This window comes from Paenibacillus eucommiae (genome assembly GCF_017874215.1).
Classification (GTDB): Bacteria; Bacillota; Bacilli; order Paenibacillales; family NBRC-103111; genus Paenibacillus_AI; species Paenibacillus_AI eucommiae.
In genome coordinates, this window is sequence record NZ_JAGGLB010000006.1 from 163,557 (window position 1) to 178,093 (window position 14,537).

The 14,537-nt window shown below is 46.1% G+C and carries 12 protein-coding genes and 1 pseudogene; 7 read left to right on the top strand and 6 right to left on the bottom strand.

The window, feature by feature from the left end; genetic code table 11:
* Positions 1-88: 88 nt before the first annotated feature.
* Positions 89-1,321 (bottom strand): Gfo/Idh/MocA family oxidoreductase, encoded by a 1,233-nt coding sequence (locus J2Z66_RS11450; RefSeq protein ID WP_209971537.1) that lies wholly within the window; start codon positions 1,319-1,321, stop codon positions 89-91.
* Positions 1,322-1,621: 300 nt separating this feature from the next.
* Here J2Z66_RS11450 and J2Z66_RS11455 point away from each other — a divergent pair, with 300 nt between their 5' ends.
* The 3 genes and pseudogenes from J2Z66_RS11455 to J2Z66_RS11470 all read left to right on the top strand — a co-directional run bounded on the left by J2Z66_RS11455 (position 1,622) and on the right by J2Z66_RS11470 (position 6,263).
* The gene (locus tag J2Z66_RS11455; RefSeq protein WP_209971538.1) at positions 1,622-2,911 is read left to right on the top strand and encodes an aspartate aminotransferase family protein; all 1,290 of its coding nucleotides are present in this window, start codon (positions 1,622-1,624) and stop codon (positions 2,909-2,911) included.
* A gap of 40 nt (positions 2,912-2,951) precedes the next feature.
* Positions 2,952-4,679 carry a dihydroxy-acid dehydratase gene (locus J2Z66_RS11460; RefSeq protein WP_209971539.1) on the top strand — a complete coding sequence of 576 codons (1,728 nt, stop codon included), beginning with the start codon at positions 2,952-2,954 and terminating at the stop codon, positions 4,677-4,679.
* A 415-nt stretch (positions 4,680-5,094) separates the two neighbouring features.
* Positions 5,095-6,263, top strand: a pseudogene (locus J2Z66_RS11470) (IS3 family transposase).
* A gap of 164 nt (positions 6,264-6,427) precedes the next feature.
* Here the strand turns inward: J2Z66_RS11470 and asd are convergent.
* From asd to J2Z66_RS11490, 4 genes are all read right to left on the bottom strand, one after another.
* Positions 6,428-7,513 (bottom strand): aspartate-semialdehyde dehydrogenase, encoded by a 1,086-nt coding sequence (asd, locus tag J2Z66_RS11475; protein WP_209971541.1) that lies wholly within the window; start codon positions 7,511-7,513, stop codon positions 6,428-6,430.
* A 144-nt stretch (positions 7,514-7,657) separates the two neighbouring features.
* A complete protein-coding gene (locus J2Z66_RS42570; protein WP_281068824.1) occupies positions 7,658-8,824 on the bottom strand; it encodes a PAS domain-containing sensor histidine kinase in 1,167 nt (388 codons plus the stop codon).
* A gap of 49 nt (positions 8,825-8,873) precedes the next feature.
* A complete protein-coding gene (locus J2Z66_RS11485) occupies positions 8,874-9,527 on the bottom strand; it encodes a response regulator transcription factor (RefSeq protein WP_245375464.1) in 654 nt (217 codons plus the stop codon).
* Positions 9,528-9,559: 32 nt separating this feature from the next.
* Positions 9,560-10,018 carry a GAF domain-containing protein gene (locus tag J2Z66_RS11490; RefSeq protein WP_209971542.1) on the bottom strand — a complete coding sequence of 153 codons (459 nt, stop codon included), beginning with the start codon at positions 10,016-10,018 and terminating at the stop codon, positions 9,560-9,562.
* Between the two features lie 548 nt (positions 10,019-10,566).
* On the opposite strand from J2Z66_RS11490, the gene J2Z66_RS11495 reads away from it, so the two are divergent.
* From J2Z66_RS11495 to J2Z66_RS11510, 4 genes are read left to right on the top strand one after another with little or no spacing between them, the layout of a single operon-like run.
* On the top strand, positions 10,567-11,121 hold the full coding sequence (locus J2Z66_RS11495) for a DoxX family protein (RefSeq protein ID WP_209971543.1): 555 nt from the start codon (positions 10,567-10,569) through the stop codon (positions 11,119-11,121).
* Positions 11,118-11,324, top strand: a complete 207-nt coding sequence (locus J2Z66_RS11500; protein ID WP_376774387.1) for a cytochrome c oxidase subunit 2A — start codon at positions 11,118-11,120, stop codon at positions 11,322-11,324. The genes J2Z66_RS11495 and J2Z66_RS11500 overlap by 4 nt, the downstream gene beginning before the upstream one ends.
* Positions 11,325-11,348: 24 nt before the next feature.
* Positions 11,349-11,819, top strand: coding sequence for a cytochrome c oxidase subunit II (locus J2Z66_RS11505; RefSeq protein WP_209971544.1), 471 nt, complete (start codon positions 11,349-11,351; stop codon positions 11,817-11,819).
* A 32-nt stretch (positions 11,820-11,851) separates the two neighbouring features.
* Positions 11,852-13,504: a b(o/a)3-type cytochrome-c oxidase subunit 1 gene (locus J2Z66_RS11510; protein WP_209971545.1), complete on the top strand. Its 1,653-nt coding sequence runs from the start codon at positions 11,852-11,854 to the stop codon at positions 13,502-13,504.
* Positions 13,505-13,594: 90 nt separating this feature from the next.
* Here J2Z66_RS11510 and J2Z66_RS11515 read toward each other — a convergent pair whose 3' ends face one another.
* A complete protein-coding gene (locus J2Z66_RS11515; protein ID WP_209971546.1) occupies positions 13,595-14,494 on the bottom strand; it encodes a helix-turn-helix domain-containing protein in 900 nt (299 codons plus the stop codon).
* Positions 14,495-14,537: the final 43 nt, after the last annotated feature.

The window sequence follows — 14,537 nt, forward strand, 5'->3', positions numbered from 1 at the left end:
AGCGGCTGGAGCCCACACTCATTCCCTCACCCAAGCACCCACGTCATGAACATGCTCATCAAAGGAAGCCGCAAGACGTCTTTTCAACCTATTTCTTTGCTTTACGGTTTTTCATGAAATCCGGAAAAGCGACTGTTTGACCGTTGTTCGCAATAGATTGAGCGGATAACGGGAATACCGAGCTCCAGGTTACTGCGTCATATACATCGACGGCTGGCAGACGGTTTTCGCGAATAGAGGAGACAAACTCATCAATGACGAAGAAATCTCCGCCGCCATGGCCAGCCTGCTCAGCCTCTTTCATCGAACGCTTCCACAGCGGATGCTCGAATTCATCTGCATAGTTCCATAGAGATTCCCATTCCGCATGCTCTTGACCTGGAAGACCTACGGAGTAGCCAGGTGAGCGCCCTTCAATCCAGACGAGCGGATCTTCCTTGTCGTGACGCGGTGCCAGGTAGGCGCCCTCGGTGCCTTGAAGCCCGTAATGCACCATATTGTGGGGACGGCTGGATGCCCAGTCGAGACGAAGGGAGATGACGATGCCGCTCTTGGTGCGGATCGTGCTCACCGTTGCATCTCCTTGCTGCCAATAGGCAGGCTTGGAACCGGGGTGACTGTCGCCATACTGCTCATGGAAGTATTTAGCCATTGAGCCTCCGCGGGTAGAGTATGTGCTCATATAATCCAATTCATCCGTGCGGTTGATCCCGAGCCATTGTGCCAAGGGTCCGAGAGAATGAGTGGGATAGTTCATGGCATTATGATCCCGATTCAGCTCTCCGCGCCATGTTAACGATCCATCCGGGTAATTGGTCAATGAGCGGCAATCATGCAAATAAGCGCCTTCTACAAAGGATACTTTACCAAAAACCCCTTGATGAACCATGTTCTCAACCATTTTATTAGGACGCATATAACAGTAATTTTCTGCCATCATATAAGTTAAACCTGTTTGTTCAACAGCTTCCACCAGCTCCCAAGCATCTTCAAGAGTATGGCAGGCAATAACCTCACTCAGTACATGCTTGCCAGCACGGAGTGCTTTAACAGCTTGCTTGGCATGAATAACTAATGGAGTTGCCAGTAGGACAGCGTCGAGATTCGGGTCTTCCAGCAGCTTATCGTAATCCGTGTACGTGTTAACACCGGGATAGTTTTCCTTCCATTCTGTGAGCACAGTTTCACTTAGGTCGCAAACAGAGGTTAAAATTACCGTCTCCTGCAGAGCAGAAAGCGCTTGCTTGAATGCTCCTCCGCGTCTTCCTCCGACAACGGCTAAACGGATAGGATTTTGAGTGTTGTTTTGATTTGTAGTCATGGTTTCACTCCCAATTTTAGTTTTGTTAATTGATATTCAATATATGGAATGATTTCGTAATGATCTTAATTTACAATTTAATTCCTTCTGCTGTCAATTTCTTTTTTAATCTTTTTTATTGTTGACGGATTACGTTGTGATTCATATAATTATAGTATAAATTAATTTTTGATTATCGTTCAATATATTGAATTTTGCAGTTCGGCATATTGAACTCTCTAGGACACAAGCCCGGTTTCCAAAGTCAAACTGTTTATGAATCAGCTTTATTAAAAAACTACATCCTACAGGAGGCATAACATGTCTAAAAGCTTGCAAATTCACGAAGAATCTAAAAAATATACACCAGGTGGCGTGCATACTTCCATTCGTAACGTAGATCCATTTCTGGTATTTACTAAAGGAGAAGGCGCCTATGTTTATGATGCGGACGGCAAGAAATATATTGACTATCAGGCAGCTTTCGGGCCTTTCATTCTCGGCCACAACTATCCTTATGTAAATAACAAGGTGATCGAAGCGATTGGACGTACTGATTTGTATGGCGTGGGCTGTACGGATCTGGAAGTAGAACTTGCCCGTAAAATTTGTACCCATGTTCCTTCTTCGGAGCAAGTGTTATTCTGTAATTCAGGATCGGAAGCGACCTACCATGCGATTCGTCTTTCACGTGCAGTGACAGGACGCAACAAGCTGATCAAGTTCCAAGGCTGCTACCACGGATGGCATGACTATGTAGCCCGCAACATGTTAAGTGATTGGGATATGATTGGCAAGCGCGATCCTGGATCTGCTGGTATGATGGAAGAGGCGATCGATAATACATTAGTATGTACGTTCAACGATCTTGAAGATGTAGAGAGAACGCTGCGTGAGAACAAGGAGCAGGTAGCCGCGCTTATCGTAGAGCCGATTCCGCACAATATTGGCTGTATTTTACCAGAGCCAGGATTTCTTCAAGGCTTGCGTGACCTTTGCACCCAGTATGGCGCTTTATTGATTTTTGACGAAGTTATTACTGGCTTTAGACATCATATTGGCGGTTTCCAAAAGGTTGCGGGTGTGACACCGGATCTGACTACAATGGGTAAAGCGATGGCAAATGGTTTCCCAATAGCTGCAGTAGCTGGTAAGAGAGAATATATGAAGCGTTTCAACACAGAGAAGGGTGGAGACGTTTGGTTTGCAGGTACCTACAATGGTCATGCCGTTGGCACCGCAGCTTCGATTGCTACACTTGAAATGATGGAGAACGAGCCTGTACATGAGCATATTTTCCGTCTTGGCGAAAAAATGCGCAGTGGCCTTCGCGATATTCACGACCGTCTGGGCGTAGAGGCAGTTGTGGCTGGTTTTGGTTCTGTATGGACTACTTATTTCATGAATTTTATGCCGAAAAACTATACAGATCTGAAGCAAAACAATGCAGAGCTGTACGTGGCCTACCGCCGCAAATTGATCGAGAAGGGCATCTTCAAAATGCCAATGAACATCAAGCGTAATCATGTCAGCTACAGCCATACAGATGAGGATATCGATACAACTTTAACGATTACGGAAGCAGTTCTTAAGGAACTTTTGCAAAAATAATCAAAGAACGTACATTAATGAGGAAGTGGGCTGCATAACGATGGCACTACGAAGCGATCAGTGGTTTGCACATAAATCGGACGAAACTCGGCTGCAGCATCGCGCCGCTATGCGGGCAGGCGGTCATGTTCCCGAATCATTCGCCGGTAAGCCGATCATCGGTATATTTAATTCCTGGAACGATTTCAACAGCTGCAACTTTCCCCACAAGGAGCTGGTGGAATATGTAAAGCGGGGCGTCTACATGGCCGGTGGTTATCCGATGGAGCTGCACACCATCACGACACCGTCCGATTTCATGAAGCCTTCAGATCTGCCCTACCGGAACCTGATGGCGATGGACATTGAAGAGCAGATTCGCGCTTTGCCTATAGATGGCGTAGTGCTGCTGGGTGAATGTGACAAAACGGTCCCTGCACAGCTGATGGGAGCTGCAAGCTGCGATCTTCCAACGCTGCAACTTGCAGCCGGACACCGTGCTTCTACGACCTTTAAAGGAAAGAAAGTCAACTACGGAACTGATTTATGGAAGTATTCAGAGGAAAGAACAGCTGGCAAAATCAGTGAGGAAGACTGGAGCGAGCTTGAGAAATGCATGACCTGCTCCAGAGGAGGCTGTCCGGTAATGGGCACGGCTTCCACCATGAAGAGTGTATCGGAAATGCTGGGCGTTATGCTGCCCGGAACTTCCTCCATTCCTGCGGGCCACTCGTGGCGCCAAGAAGCTGCTGAAGCAACTGGCAAGAGAATCGTGGAGATGGTGAACAGCAACCTGACGATTTCCAAGCTTTTAACACAGGAAGCCTTTGACAATGCGATTCGTCTGCTCGCTGCGTTAGGTGGTTCAACGAATGCAGTTATTCATCTGACCGCAATAGCGGGAAGGCTGGGTCTGCAGATTGAGCTGGACAGATTCGCAGAGCTTTCCAAGGATGTTCCTTTGCTTGTTAATTTGCAGCCGTCTGGTGTAGGAAGTATGGACGATTTCTTTGAAGCTGGGGGCATTCAGGCGGTTATTGGTCAAATTTTACCGCTGCTCGATGGCAATTGTTTGACGGCGCTTGGCCGCACATTAACGGAAGTGTACGGAGATGGCGTGCCGATCTACAAAACGGATGTAATCTCTGAGCTTGAGCAGCCTATTGCCGAGAAATCCGGCATCGCTGTTTTGAAAGGCAATTTGGCTCCGAATGGTGCTATCCTTAAGGTATCCGCTTCAAAAGCAGAGCTTCACAAGCACTGTGGACCAGCAATTGTATTTGAGGATTATGAGGCTATGCTGGACCAGCTCGATGATCTGGACTTCCCTGTGGAGGAGAATTCGGTGCTGCTGCTTCGTTACTGCGGTCCCAAGGCAATCGGCATGCCGGAGTGGGGAGAAATCCCGATCCCGAAACGGCTGATGCAGCAAGGCGTCCGCGACATGGTGCGGATCAGTGATGCGCGAATGAGCGGTACAAGCTATGGCACCGTGATTTTGCACACATCTCCCGAAGCTGCGGCAGGAGGTCCGATTGGACTTGTAAGAAACGGAGACATGATCGAAGTCGATGTAGAAAAAGGTATGCTGACGCTGCATGTGGAAGAATCGATTCTGGAGGAACGCCGCAAAGAACCGCTGCGCGCTGGCACACATGGCGCCCGCGGCTACATGAGGCTGACCGCCGATCACATTCTGCAGGCGGATCAGGGCTGTGACTTTGACTTTCTGCGCCCTGACAGCAAGAAAGAGGCCGTCTTTATCCCGCCGATCGTCGGCCGCGGATAATCTTGTATAGTTTAGCTCCCCGTGGTTTACTGCGGGGAGCTTTTTAGTTTCATTTGGTCGATATGTGGCCACTAATACAAAAGTGGAAGCATGGGAGCGTGAGATTAGCTGCTGCTGGGCTGGGGCCTTTGCGGCTGGCAGCGTTTTGGCGTTTTAATGATTTAACGATGATTTTCATCGTTAAGTGATGAAATTCCGAGAGAGCAGGTACTTTAACGATGATTTTCATCATTAAAAGCGTAATTTTTCCGCATGCCAGGTTTGATCGGGCACTTTAGCGATGTTTTTCATCGTTAAGTGGAGAAACTCCGAGAGATTGGCACTTTTAACGATGATTTTTTATTTAGTATATAGAGTGGACCACTTGAAAGGAGTGTGGGAAAATAGGCATAACCAAAATAAGAGGTGACCACGGATGAAGGAACAAAGAAAGAGTTATAGCCAAGAGTTTAAAGAAAATGCAGTGAAATATATTCAAGAACAGGTGAAATCATTGCCTGAGATTGCAGAAGAAATGAATATACCAATAGGAACGTTGCGGCAGTGGATGGGGAAATACCGAAAATTCCCAGATGAACCCTTTGTAGGAAGCGGACATCTTCGATCTCAAGATCAATTAAACAAAGAAAAGGATCAGGAAATTGCTGACCTCAAGGAAGAGATCGCCATCTTAAAAAAGGCCATGCACATCTTCAGCAAAGAAAGGAACTGAGGTTCCAGTTCATCGAAGATCATCGCTCTGAGTTTCGGTTAGCGAAGATGTGCAAAGTGATGGAAGTTTCTAAGAGCGGCTATTTCAAGTGGCGTACTGCACCCAAAAGTGAACGGAAGTTGCATAAAGAGAAGCTGGTAGAGCGGGTTCACTGGCACTTTGTCGACACAGACGAGATCTACGGGAGCCCAAAGATTACAAATGAATTGTGGAAAGAAGGCTGGAAAGTATCAGAGCGCACTGTTGGACAGATTATGAGAGAACATGGACTACGTTCGTGTACGGTGAAGAAGTTTAAGGTACAAACGACAGATTCCAACCATGATAACCCTATTGCACCGAACCTACTGGATCAGGACTTCAGCTCAACAACAGCGCCTAATCAAGTCTGGGTAACTGACATTACTTATGTTCCCTGCCGAGAAGGGAAATTGTATTTAGCGTGCGTTATGGACCTTTTCACGCGTAAAATCGTAGGCTGGCAGCTCATGGATCGCATGACCAATGAACTTGTCTTAGAAGCCCTGGCACATGCCAATAAGACTAAGGCTCCCTCCGTAGGACTTATCCATCACTCTGATCGTGGTTCCCAGTATACGTCTTCAGACTACCGTGACAAGCTCCTTGAATACAATATGATTGCAAGTATGAGCCGAAAAGGCAACTGCTACGATAATGCTTGCATCGAATCTTTTCATAGCTTGATTAAAAAAGAACTTATCTACCGTTACAGATTTAAAACCAAAAAAGAAGCTCGGGAACGGATTTTTAGATATATTGAATTTTTCTATAATCGAAAACGGACACATAGCTATCTGAATTACATGTCACCTGATCGCTTCGAAGCCATGTACTATAGCAACGCTTTATAAAAACAAGCTTTTTTCAGACCGTCCACTCTATTGACATAGATCCATTTTCATCGTTAAAAGCCGTTAAAAGTGCAATATTTTCGCATGCGAGGCTTGATTTGGAAAAAAATGAAAACAACCCGCCGAAGATCAATAGATCTTTAGGGGGTTGTTTGTACTGCTGTCTATTTAGGCTGGATATAACCTTCCGCTTTTAACAGTTCAGCGATTAATACTGCGCCGCCTGCCGCACCGCGAAGGGTGTTATGGGACAGGCTTACGAACTTGTAATCGTACAGGGTATCTTCACGCAGGCGGCCCGCTGAAACCCCCATGCCGTTCTCTATATCACGATCGAGCTTAGTCTGAGGACGGTTCTCTTCTTCAAAATAAGTGATGAACTGTTTCGGCGCGCTAGGTAAGCCCAGCTCTTGTGGGCGCCCCTTGAAGTTTTTCCAGAGGTTCAGAATTTCTTCTTTGGAAGGCTTCTGCTCGAAAGAGGCGAAAACTGCCGCCAGATGTCCGTCAGCAACAGGTACACGAATACATTGTGTTGTGATGATCGGCAGCTCGCTCTTTACAATCCCTGCATCTGTAACGCTTCCCCAAATACGCAGCGGCTCCTGCTCACTCTTCTCTTCCTCACCGCCGATAAAAGGAATCACGTTGTCAATCATTTCAGGCCAATCGGTAAAGGTCTTGCCGGCACCGGAAATCGCCTGATACGTGGTTACCACTACTTTGGAGGGCTTGAAAGCTTGAAGCGCATGAAGTGCAGGTATATAGCTCTGAATGGAGCAGTTTGGTTTAACTGCAATGAAGCCGGTTGAAGTACCCAGTCGTTTTCTTTGCTGTGCGATGACCTCAAGATGTTCGGGATTAATCTCTGGAATTACCATCGGCACGTCCGGTGTCCAGCGATGAGCCGAGTTATTGGAAATCACCGGTGTGCCGGTGCGGGCATAAGCTTCTTCAAGCGCCTTGATCTCATCTTTCTTCATATCTACTGCGCAAAAAATCAAATCCACTCCCTCAGCTACTTCATTCACTTTGGAGGCATCCTGAACTCTGATATGCTTCACATTTTCAGGCATAGGCGTAGACAGCTTCCATCTGCCCTGTACCGATTCTTCATACGTTTTTCCAGCAGAATGGGCGCTAGCGGCAATGGCGGTTACTTCAAACCATGGATGATTGTCCAGCAAGGCAATAAATCGCTGGCCTACCATTCCTGTGCCACCCACTATGCCTGCTTTGAGCTTTGTTGACATGAGAAAACACACTTCCTTTTAATTAACTTGCCTATCCGTATATAGGCCGATAATTAATGATATACGGCGCATCCACATTTTGCGAGTATTAATTGCAAAATAATCAAAAAAATTTAGGTTAGTCGGGCGAAAGCATGCTTTTTTTTACTTTTGTGGAATACTCAGGATGACTGTGGTGCCATGTCCGGGCTCCGATTGAATGTAAAGCTGGCCGCCGATGCCTCTGGCCCGCTCTTCCATGCTGAACAAGCCGACGCCTTTGCGCTCCTGGCTGCGGAGAAACCCTCTGCCCTGATCGGATATTCGAACCTCTATCTGATCCTCTGCCTCATTCATGCTTACACCCGCGGCAGATACATCCGCATATTTACTAATATTGATAAGCGCTTCTTGGATAATCCGGTAAATGGTAGTCTCCGTTTGCACATCGGGTCTTCTTCGTAAATTGGATTCAAAGCTCACGTGAATGCCAAAATGCTGGGAATAATTCTCAATATAGGTGCGAATTGCCGGAACTACACCTAGGTCGTCAAGCACGGAAGGCCGCATCTCCCAAGCAAGACCCCGAACTTCCTCCATGATGCTGGCGACTCCACGGCGCAGCTTTTCTAGCTCCATTTTTCCAGGAGAGTCTTGCTGCACTTGAATGCTTTGATTTTCAGGATTTTCTCGCTTCAGATGATTTCCTTGCTTTGCTTGAATGTCTTGTTTCGCCTGGTTGTCTTGCTTCACATGATTTCCTTGCTTCGCAATAATCTGATCAAGCTGTATCAGCAAGGAGAACATGCTCTGCCCGATTCCATCATGCAGCTCGCGGGAAAATTTCTTCCGCTCCTCTTCTTGAATCCGCATGACCTGATTCATCATCAGCTGCAGCTCTTCCTGCACTCTTTTTAACTCTGTCACTTCGTTGCGGATCGCTAAATATTGATAAGGTGCTCCATCATGATCTACGAAAGGGACAATGGTCGTATTAACCCAATAATAAGTGCCGTCCTTTGCCCGGTTCCTTATATCGCCGCGCCAGATTTGACCACTGGAAATCGTCTTCCATAATTCCTGCATAAAGGGTTTGCCATGATAGCCGGAATTGATAATGCGGTGATCCTGGCCAAGCAGCTCATCTCTGGAATACTTGGAAATATCGCAAAATTTATCATTTACATATTGAATCTTTCCTCTTCGATCGGTCATGGCAACAATGGAGGATTCATCGAGGGCGAATTTAAGATCGGCCAGCTGCTTGAGCGAGGAGGACAAATCACTGCGTAGCTGCTTATCTTCGACATTTCGTTCGATCTCGGCAAGCAGTGACACTACATTTTGACCAATGAGTTCGGGAACCTTCTTCAAGGGATCGTTATTCAAAATGAAGCAGTCCTTTCTTTAAAGCGAATTTCACCAGCTCGGGTCTCGTTTTCAAGCCCAATTTTTCCATTAGATTGCTTTTGTGTGTCTCGACGGTTTTAACGCTGATGACCAGCAGCTCGGCAATTTCTTTGTTGCCATATCCTTTGGCGATCCAGGCGAGAACTTCCTTTTCACGATCGGATAAAGAGTCATACGTGCTTGCATTTTCCCCATGCTTCAGCTTCTCCAAGTATTCATTCATCAGTCGCTTGGTGGCAGTTGGATACAAATAGGCATTGCCATCTGCGATGGTCTGGATCGCGGTGATGAGCTCCTCATGCGGGGCATTCTTCAGCACATAGCCCGATGCGCCTGAGTGGATAGCGCGGAATAAGTATTCGTCGTCGTCATGCATAGTCAGGATTAGAATGGAAGTGTCCGGCAGAAGCTTTTTCAATTCGGATGTCGCTGTAAGCCCATCTTTGCCGTGGGGCATGCTGAGGTCCATTAGCACAACATCTGGTTTTAACGCCATAGCCTTGGCGATGGCCTCGTCTCCCTCAGCAGCTTCTCCTACTACTTCCATATGTTCTTTATCGCTGAGCAAAGTTAGTAGTCCTGACCGGACTAGGGCATGGTCGTCGACAATCAGAATGGTGATCATAGGGTTCGGTTCCTCCCGGATTGTTCATACATCTATTTTAGCACATCAGAAAATTTAACTAAATGGATCAGCGGATTCAGCAGGTTGATGGATTTCTCGATCAGAGCAGCATCCTGCTGCGGATAGAGGCCCTTCGACCGGTTGCCGATAAGGAGTACGCCGCTAGTCTCATTGTTGATCATCATTGGAAAAGCCACAGCCATTTGCAGCTGCTCCACAAGCATAATCGAATATTCCTGCCGCAGCCGATCCAGATGAACAGAGGCTTCATCGACAACGATGGTTCGCCCCAGCCGTATGACTAATCCGGCCAAGCCGCGGCCTGGCTTCAAAGCAATGCTGTGGTAGCGTTCATTTTGATTACCTGAGACATACTTCCAGCGGATACGGTTATCATGATCGTCTCTCCAGGCAATGGCCGAGAAATCACTCGATGTCAAAGCACGCAAATGATCCAGTTCTTGTTCTATTTCTGCTTTCACGCTTGTCATAGTAAACCATTCCTTTCTCTGACGCTCCAGGTAGCTATTACTATTATTGTAGCTCTTCCTGTGCTTTCTGTAACTCGGGGGATTCCCTGAACCTGTTTTCAGGGTCTGGAATGCTTCTAAACCTGAAAAAATGCAAAAGTGCAGGAATTTTCGCTCAAAATCGGGTTAAAGCCAAGAATTCCTGCAATTGTGCAGGAAATTAGGACTTCGACTCCCGAAACGGGCTAGGAAACGGAAAATTCTTGTACTTTCGCAGCAATTTCTTTTATTTGTCTACATGGGCTCCAAAAAAGATGTATAATCGCAGTTTTTTTGCCCGTTCCTATCGGGTTGGACTGGAGCCTCGATTGTTTAAATGGTTTAAATGGTTTAAATGGTTTCAATGGTTTAAGGTTACTCAGCGCGTGAGCAGCATGTTCAGAATCTGAATTCATCCTCATCAGAAGATCAGGGAATTTCCCCCGCAGGTTCAGTGTTTCTCCCGATAACAATCCATTGCAGCAGCAGGTATGATGAAAACAACAAATAGAACAGAGGAGTTGGCTTCTATGATCATAGGCTGGTTAAGGGGAAATAAATATGCGGCTGTCTTATTAATGGTAGTTCGTTTGTATCTGGGCTGGGAATGGATGGTAGCAGGGTGGCACAAAATTACTGGAGACAAAGCTTTCGATGCGAGCGGATATATTAAGGGGGCTATCGCCAAGCCTGTTCTGGACAGTGCAACCCAGGAGAGCATTTATCCTAATTTTACAGCTTTCCTGAGTCATTTCGCGCTGCCAAACATCAAGTTGTTCAATTTCCTTGTTCCTTGGGGGGAGCTGCTGGTTGGTATCGGCCTAATACTTGGTGCTTTTACAACGGCAGCTGTGTTCTTCGGGGTTGTGATGAATTTCGTTTATATGTTTGCCGGTACGGTTTCAACGAATCCATGGCTGCTGCTGCTTAGCTTCTTCATTCTTGCCGCTGGAGCCAACGCAGGCAAAATTGGCCTGGATCATTACATCCTCCCTTATGTAGGCAAGTGGTTTACAAAAGGCAAAACACCGAAGGGTCCTCAGGCGTATCCCAAAGATATTTTACTAAAGGGGGGACTTCAATGAATACGCAGCTCGATCCTAAGAACACGCAGGTAGAAAAAGAATTAAAAACTGAAATAGAAAAAGAATTAAAAACTGTAGAAGAAAAAGAAGCAAAAACGCAGGATCCTCCCCTTAGGGGGACCTTTGCCAGTGTTTTGCTGCTCGGCGCCTTTTTGGCGGTGACCTGGTTTGCTGTTTTTATTCTTTTTTTGTCCAGACAATAAGACGCTTGAAAGGAAGGAACAGACATGCATATTCATCGATTGGAAAAAATATGGCTGGCTTTAGGTATGGGGGCACTTTTGTTATTTTTAGGCATATTGGGCGTTTCGGCATTTGCTATGGGGATTTCGCCGCCGAGTGGACATCATCATATGATTGATCCGGCCAAGGTGAACGAAACGGCTCCTTTTGACAAGCCTGGAATGAAGCAGGTAGCGGATAAGGAATATGAGGCTGTAATGATCGCTTATGCATTCGGTTATGATGCGGAGACGATGGAGGTGCCGGCGGGGTCTACGGTTCATTTTACGGTAACGAGCTCTGATGTGGTGCATGGTCTGGCCATTCCCGGAACGAATGTGAACCTGATGATTGTTCCTGGCGAGGTTAGCCAGCTGTCCTACAAGTTTACGAAGCCAGGCACGTATTTGATTCTGTGCAATGAGTACTGCGGCGGCGGCCACGAATACATGCAGGCCAAAATTATAGTCACATAGAAAGTCATATAGAACGAAGGGAAGTTAGAACCATGAACCTCACGAAACCGCAAGTGTTCCATTCCAAGGATGGGGCTCTCGTGCTAGCGCATATTTTATTCGCATTTGGGGCCCTCTTTATCGGCGGAGTTGCCGGATTGCTGCAGAGCATGGTGCGCAGCGGCACGATTGAGCTGCCTTTCGGGATTGGATATTATCAGCTTTTGACCGCGCATGGCGTATTGATGGCTCTTATTTTTACTACATATTTCATCATCGGATTCCTGTATTCAGGCATTTCGCAAACCTTGGGAGGCCAACTGCTGCCTATTGTGAACCGGATGGGATGGGTTGGATTTGGTTTGATGAGCGCTGGTACGCTGCTGGATGTTGTGCTTATTTTGTTAAACAAGGCTAGCGTGCTGTATACTTTTTACGCTCCTCTTAAGGCTTCGCCTTATTTTTATGTAGGACTTGCGCTTATTGTTGTTGGCAGCTGGATTAGTGGATTCGGTATTTTTTATCAGCTTAAATATTGGAAAAAAATGAATCGGGGCAAAAATTCACCGCTATTTTCCTTTATGGCTGTCATTACGATGATTATGTGGCAGGTTGCGACCATTGGCGTTGCGGTTGAGGTCATTGTTCAGCTAATTCCCTGGTCGTTCGGGTGGGTGGAGACGATTAACGTTATGCTCAGCCGCACGCTGTTCTGGTATTTCGGTCATCCGCTCGTTTATTTCTGGCTGCTGCCGACCTATATTTGCTGGTACGTGGTCATTCCAAAGGTTATTGGAGCCAAAATATACAGTGATGCCATGGCCCGCCTTTCGTTTGTGCTGCTGCTCTTGTTCTCGATTCCTGTTGGCTTTCACCATCAATTGATGGAGCCGGGCATTAACCAGCTTTGGAAATTTATCCAGGTCGGATTAACCTTCATGGTCGTAATTCCTTCATTGATGACTGCTTTCTCCTTGTTTGCTACATTTGAAATGCACGGGAGAAGCAAGGGGGCAAAGGGCATGTTCGGCTGGGTAAAAGTGCTGCCTTGGAAGGACGTTCGTTTCTTTGCACCTTTTATGGGCATGCTCGTATTTATTCCTGCGGGAGCGGGAGGCATTATTAATGCCAGCAATCAGATGAACGCAGTCGTGCATAATACGCTGTGGGTTACGGGGCACTTTCATCTGACTGTGGCAACTAGTGTGGCGCTAACCTTTTTCGGAATTGCCTATTGGCTGATTCCTGTCGTTACAGGACGAACGTTGACTGCGCGCATGAATAGGCTGGGCATCATCCAAACGATTCTCTGGTGTGTGGGTATGTTCTTTATGTCTGGAGCTATGCACTGGGTTGGTTTGCTGGGATCTCCGAGACGGACAGCCTTTACGACCTATGGCGAAAACGCCGAAGCGGCCTCCTGGTTGCCTTATTATGTGACGATGTCGATTGGCGGCTCGATCCTCTTCATTGCTGTAGTGCTTATGATTTATATCGTCATTAAGCTGATGCGTTCGCCAAAAGGGGTCACGGAATATCCGATTGGAGAAGCGGAAGAGAATGCCGAACCAGCTCCTGCTTATTTGGAGAAATGGGGCATGTGGATTGGCCTGTCGGTTGTGCTGATTTTAATTGCCTACACGATTCCCGTGATGGAAATGATGGGTCCTATGCATTATGATTCTCCTGGTTATAAGACTTGGTGATTAAGTCACTAATGTTTTTGGATTTTAGAAAACGATAAGACAGCTATATGGCTGCTTTCTTATCGTTTTTTGTCATTCTCCCCTACATAGTTATCCTCCCAAGCGGTTCCATTCATTCTTTCTGTACTCAGAAGGTGAAACTTCCATCTTTTTTTTGAATTTTTTTATAAAATAGGTTTCGTATTGAAAACCACATGCTTCAGCAAGCTCGCTTATTTTTAAATTAGTATGGACTAAAGTTTCACATGCAATTTTTATTCGATGGTCATTCAAGTAATCCATAGCAGTCAGACCCGTTTGCTGTTTGAACTGACGATTAAGGGAGGTTCGATTCAGCTTCACTATTTGGCACAGGTCGTTAAGATAAATTTCGTTTTGATAATTGACATGTATAAACTCCAGGGCTATTTGAACAGGTTCTTTATGATAGTTGGGTGGGTCTTGAAAGTTATTTTTAGACATCTCCACATAAAGATCCTCTATTAAAAAAAGGCATTGCAACAAATAACGACGTATGCGGCAAGTCCACATGCCATCACTTTGTGCAAAAGTTTCTGTACCGATTGTAGAAACCCACTCAAGTATTCGCAGATACATGGATGACGGAATTTGTAGGACCCCTGAAAAGTGATCCGTATGGTTTAAAAACATCGTCAGCAAATTTCTGTCATGCGCGTCTTCCAAGTTATCAAATTTGTTGATAGATAAGGCCTCAAAAGTTAACTTGCTGTTTAAAAAAGTGGGATTGAAGCTAAAGGCTTGTGCTGACCAATGATGTTTATTCATTATTTTAATTCGAATGTATGGTGAAATACATAACACGCAAGGGGCAGAGATATGATGCATTTTTTCATTTATCAGGATAGCTGCACTGCCGCTGTTAACCAGAACGAGTGTGACCCTTTCAGTAAGCGGCAGCAATTCTAACTGTTCATCTTCCTTATATTCGATTGGAACAACTCTTGTGCGATGTCTGTCGTTCTGTGGCAATTTACCTACCTCCGTGCTGCAAATAGTATAGTAAAAAGATGTA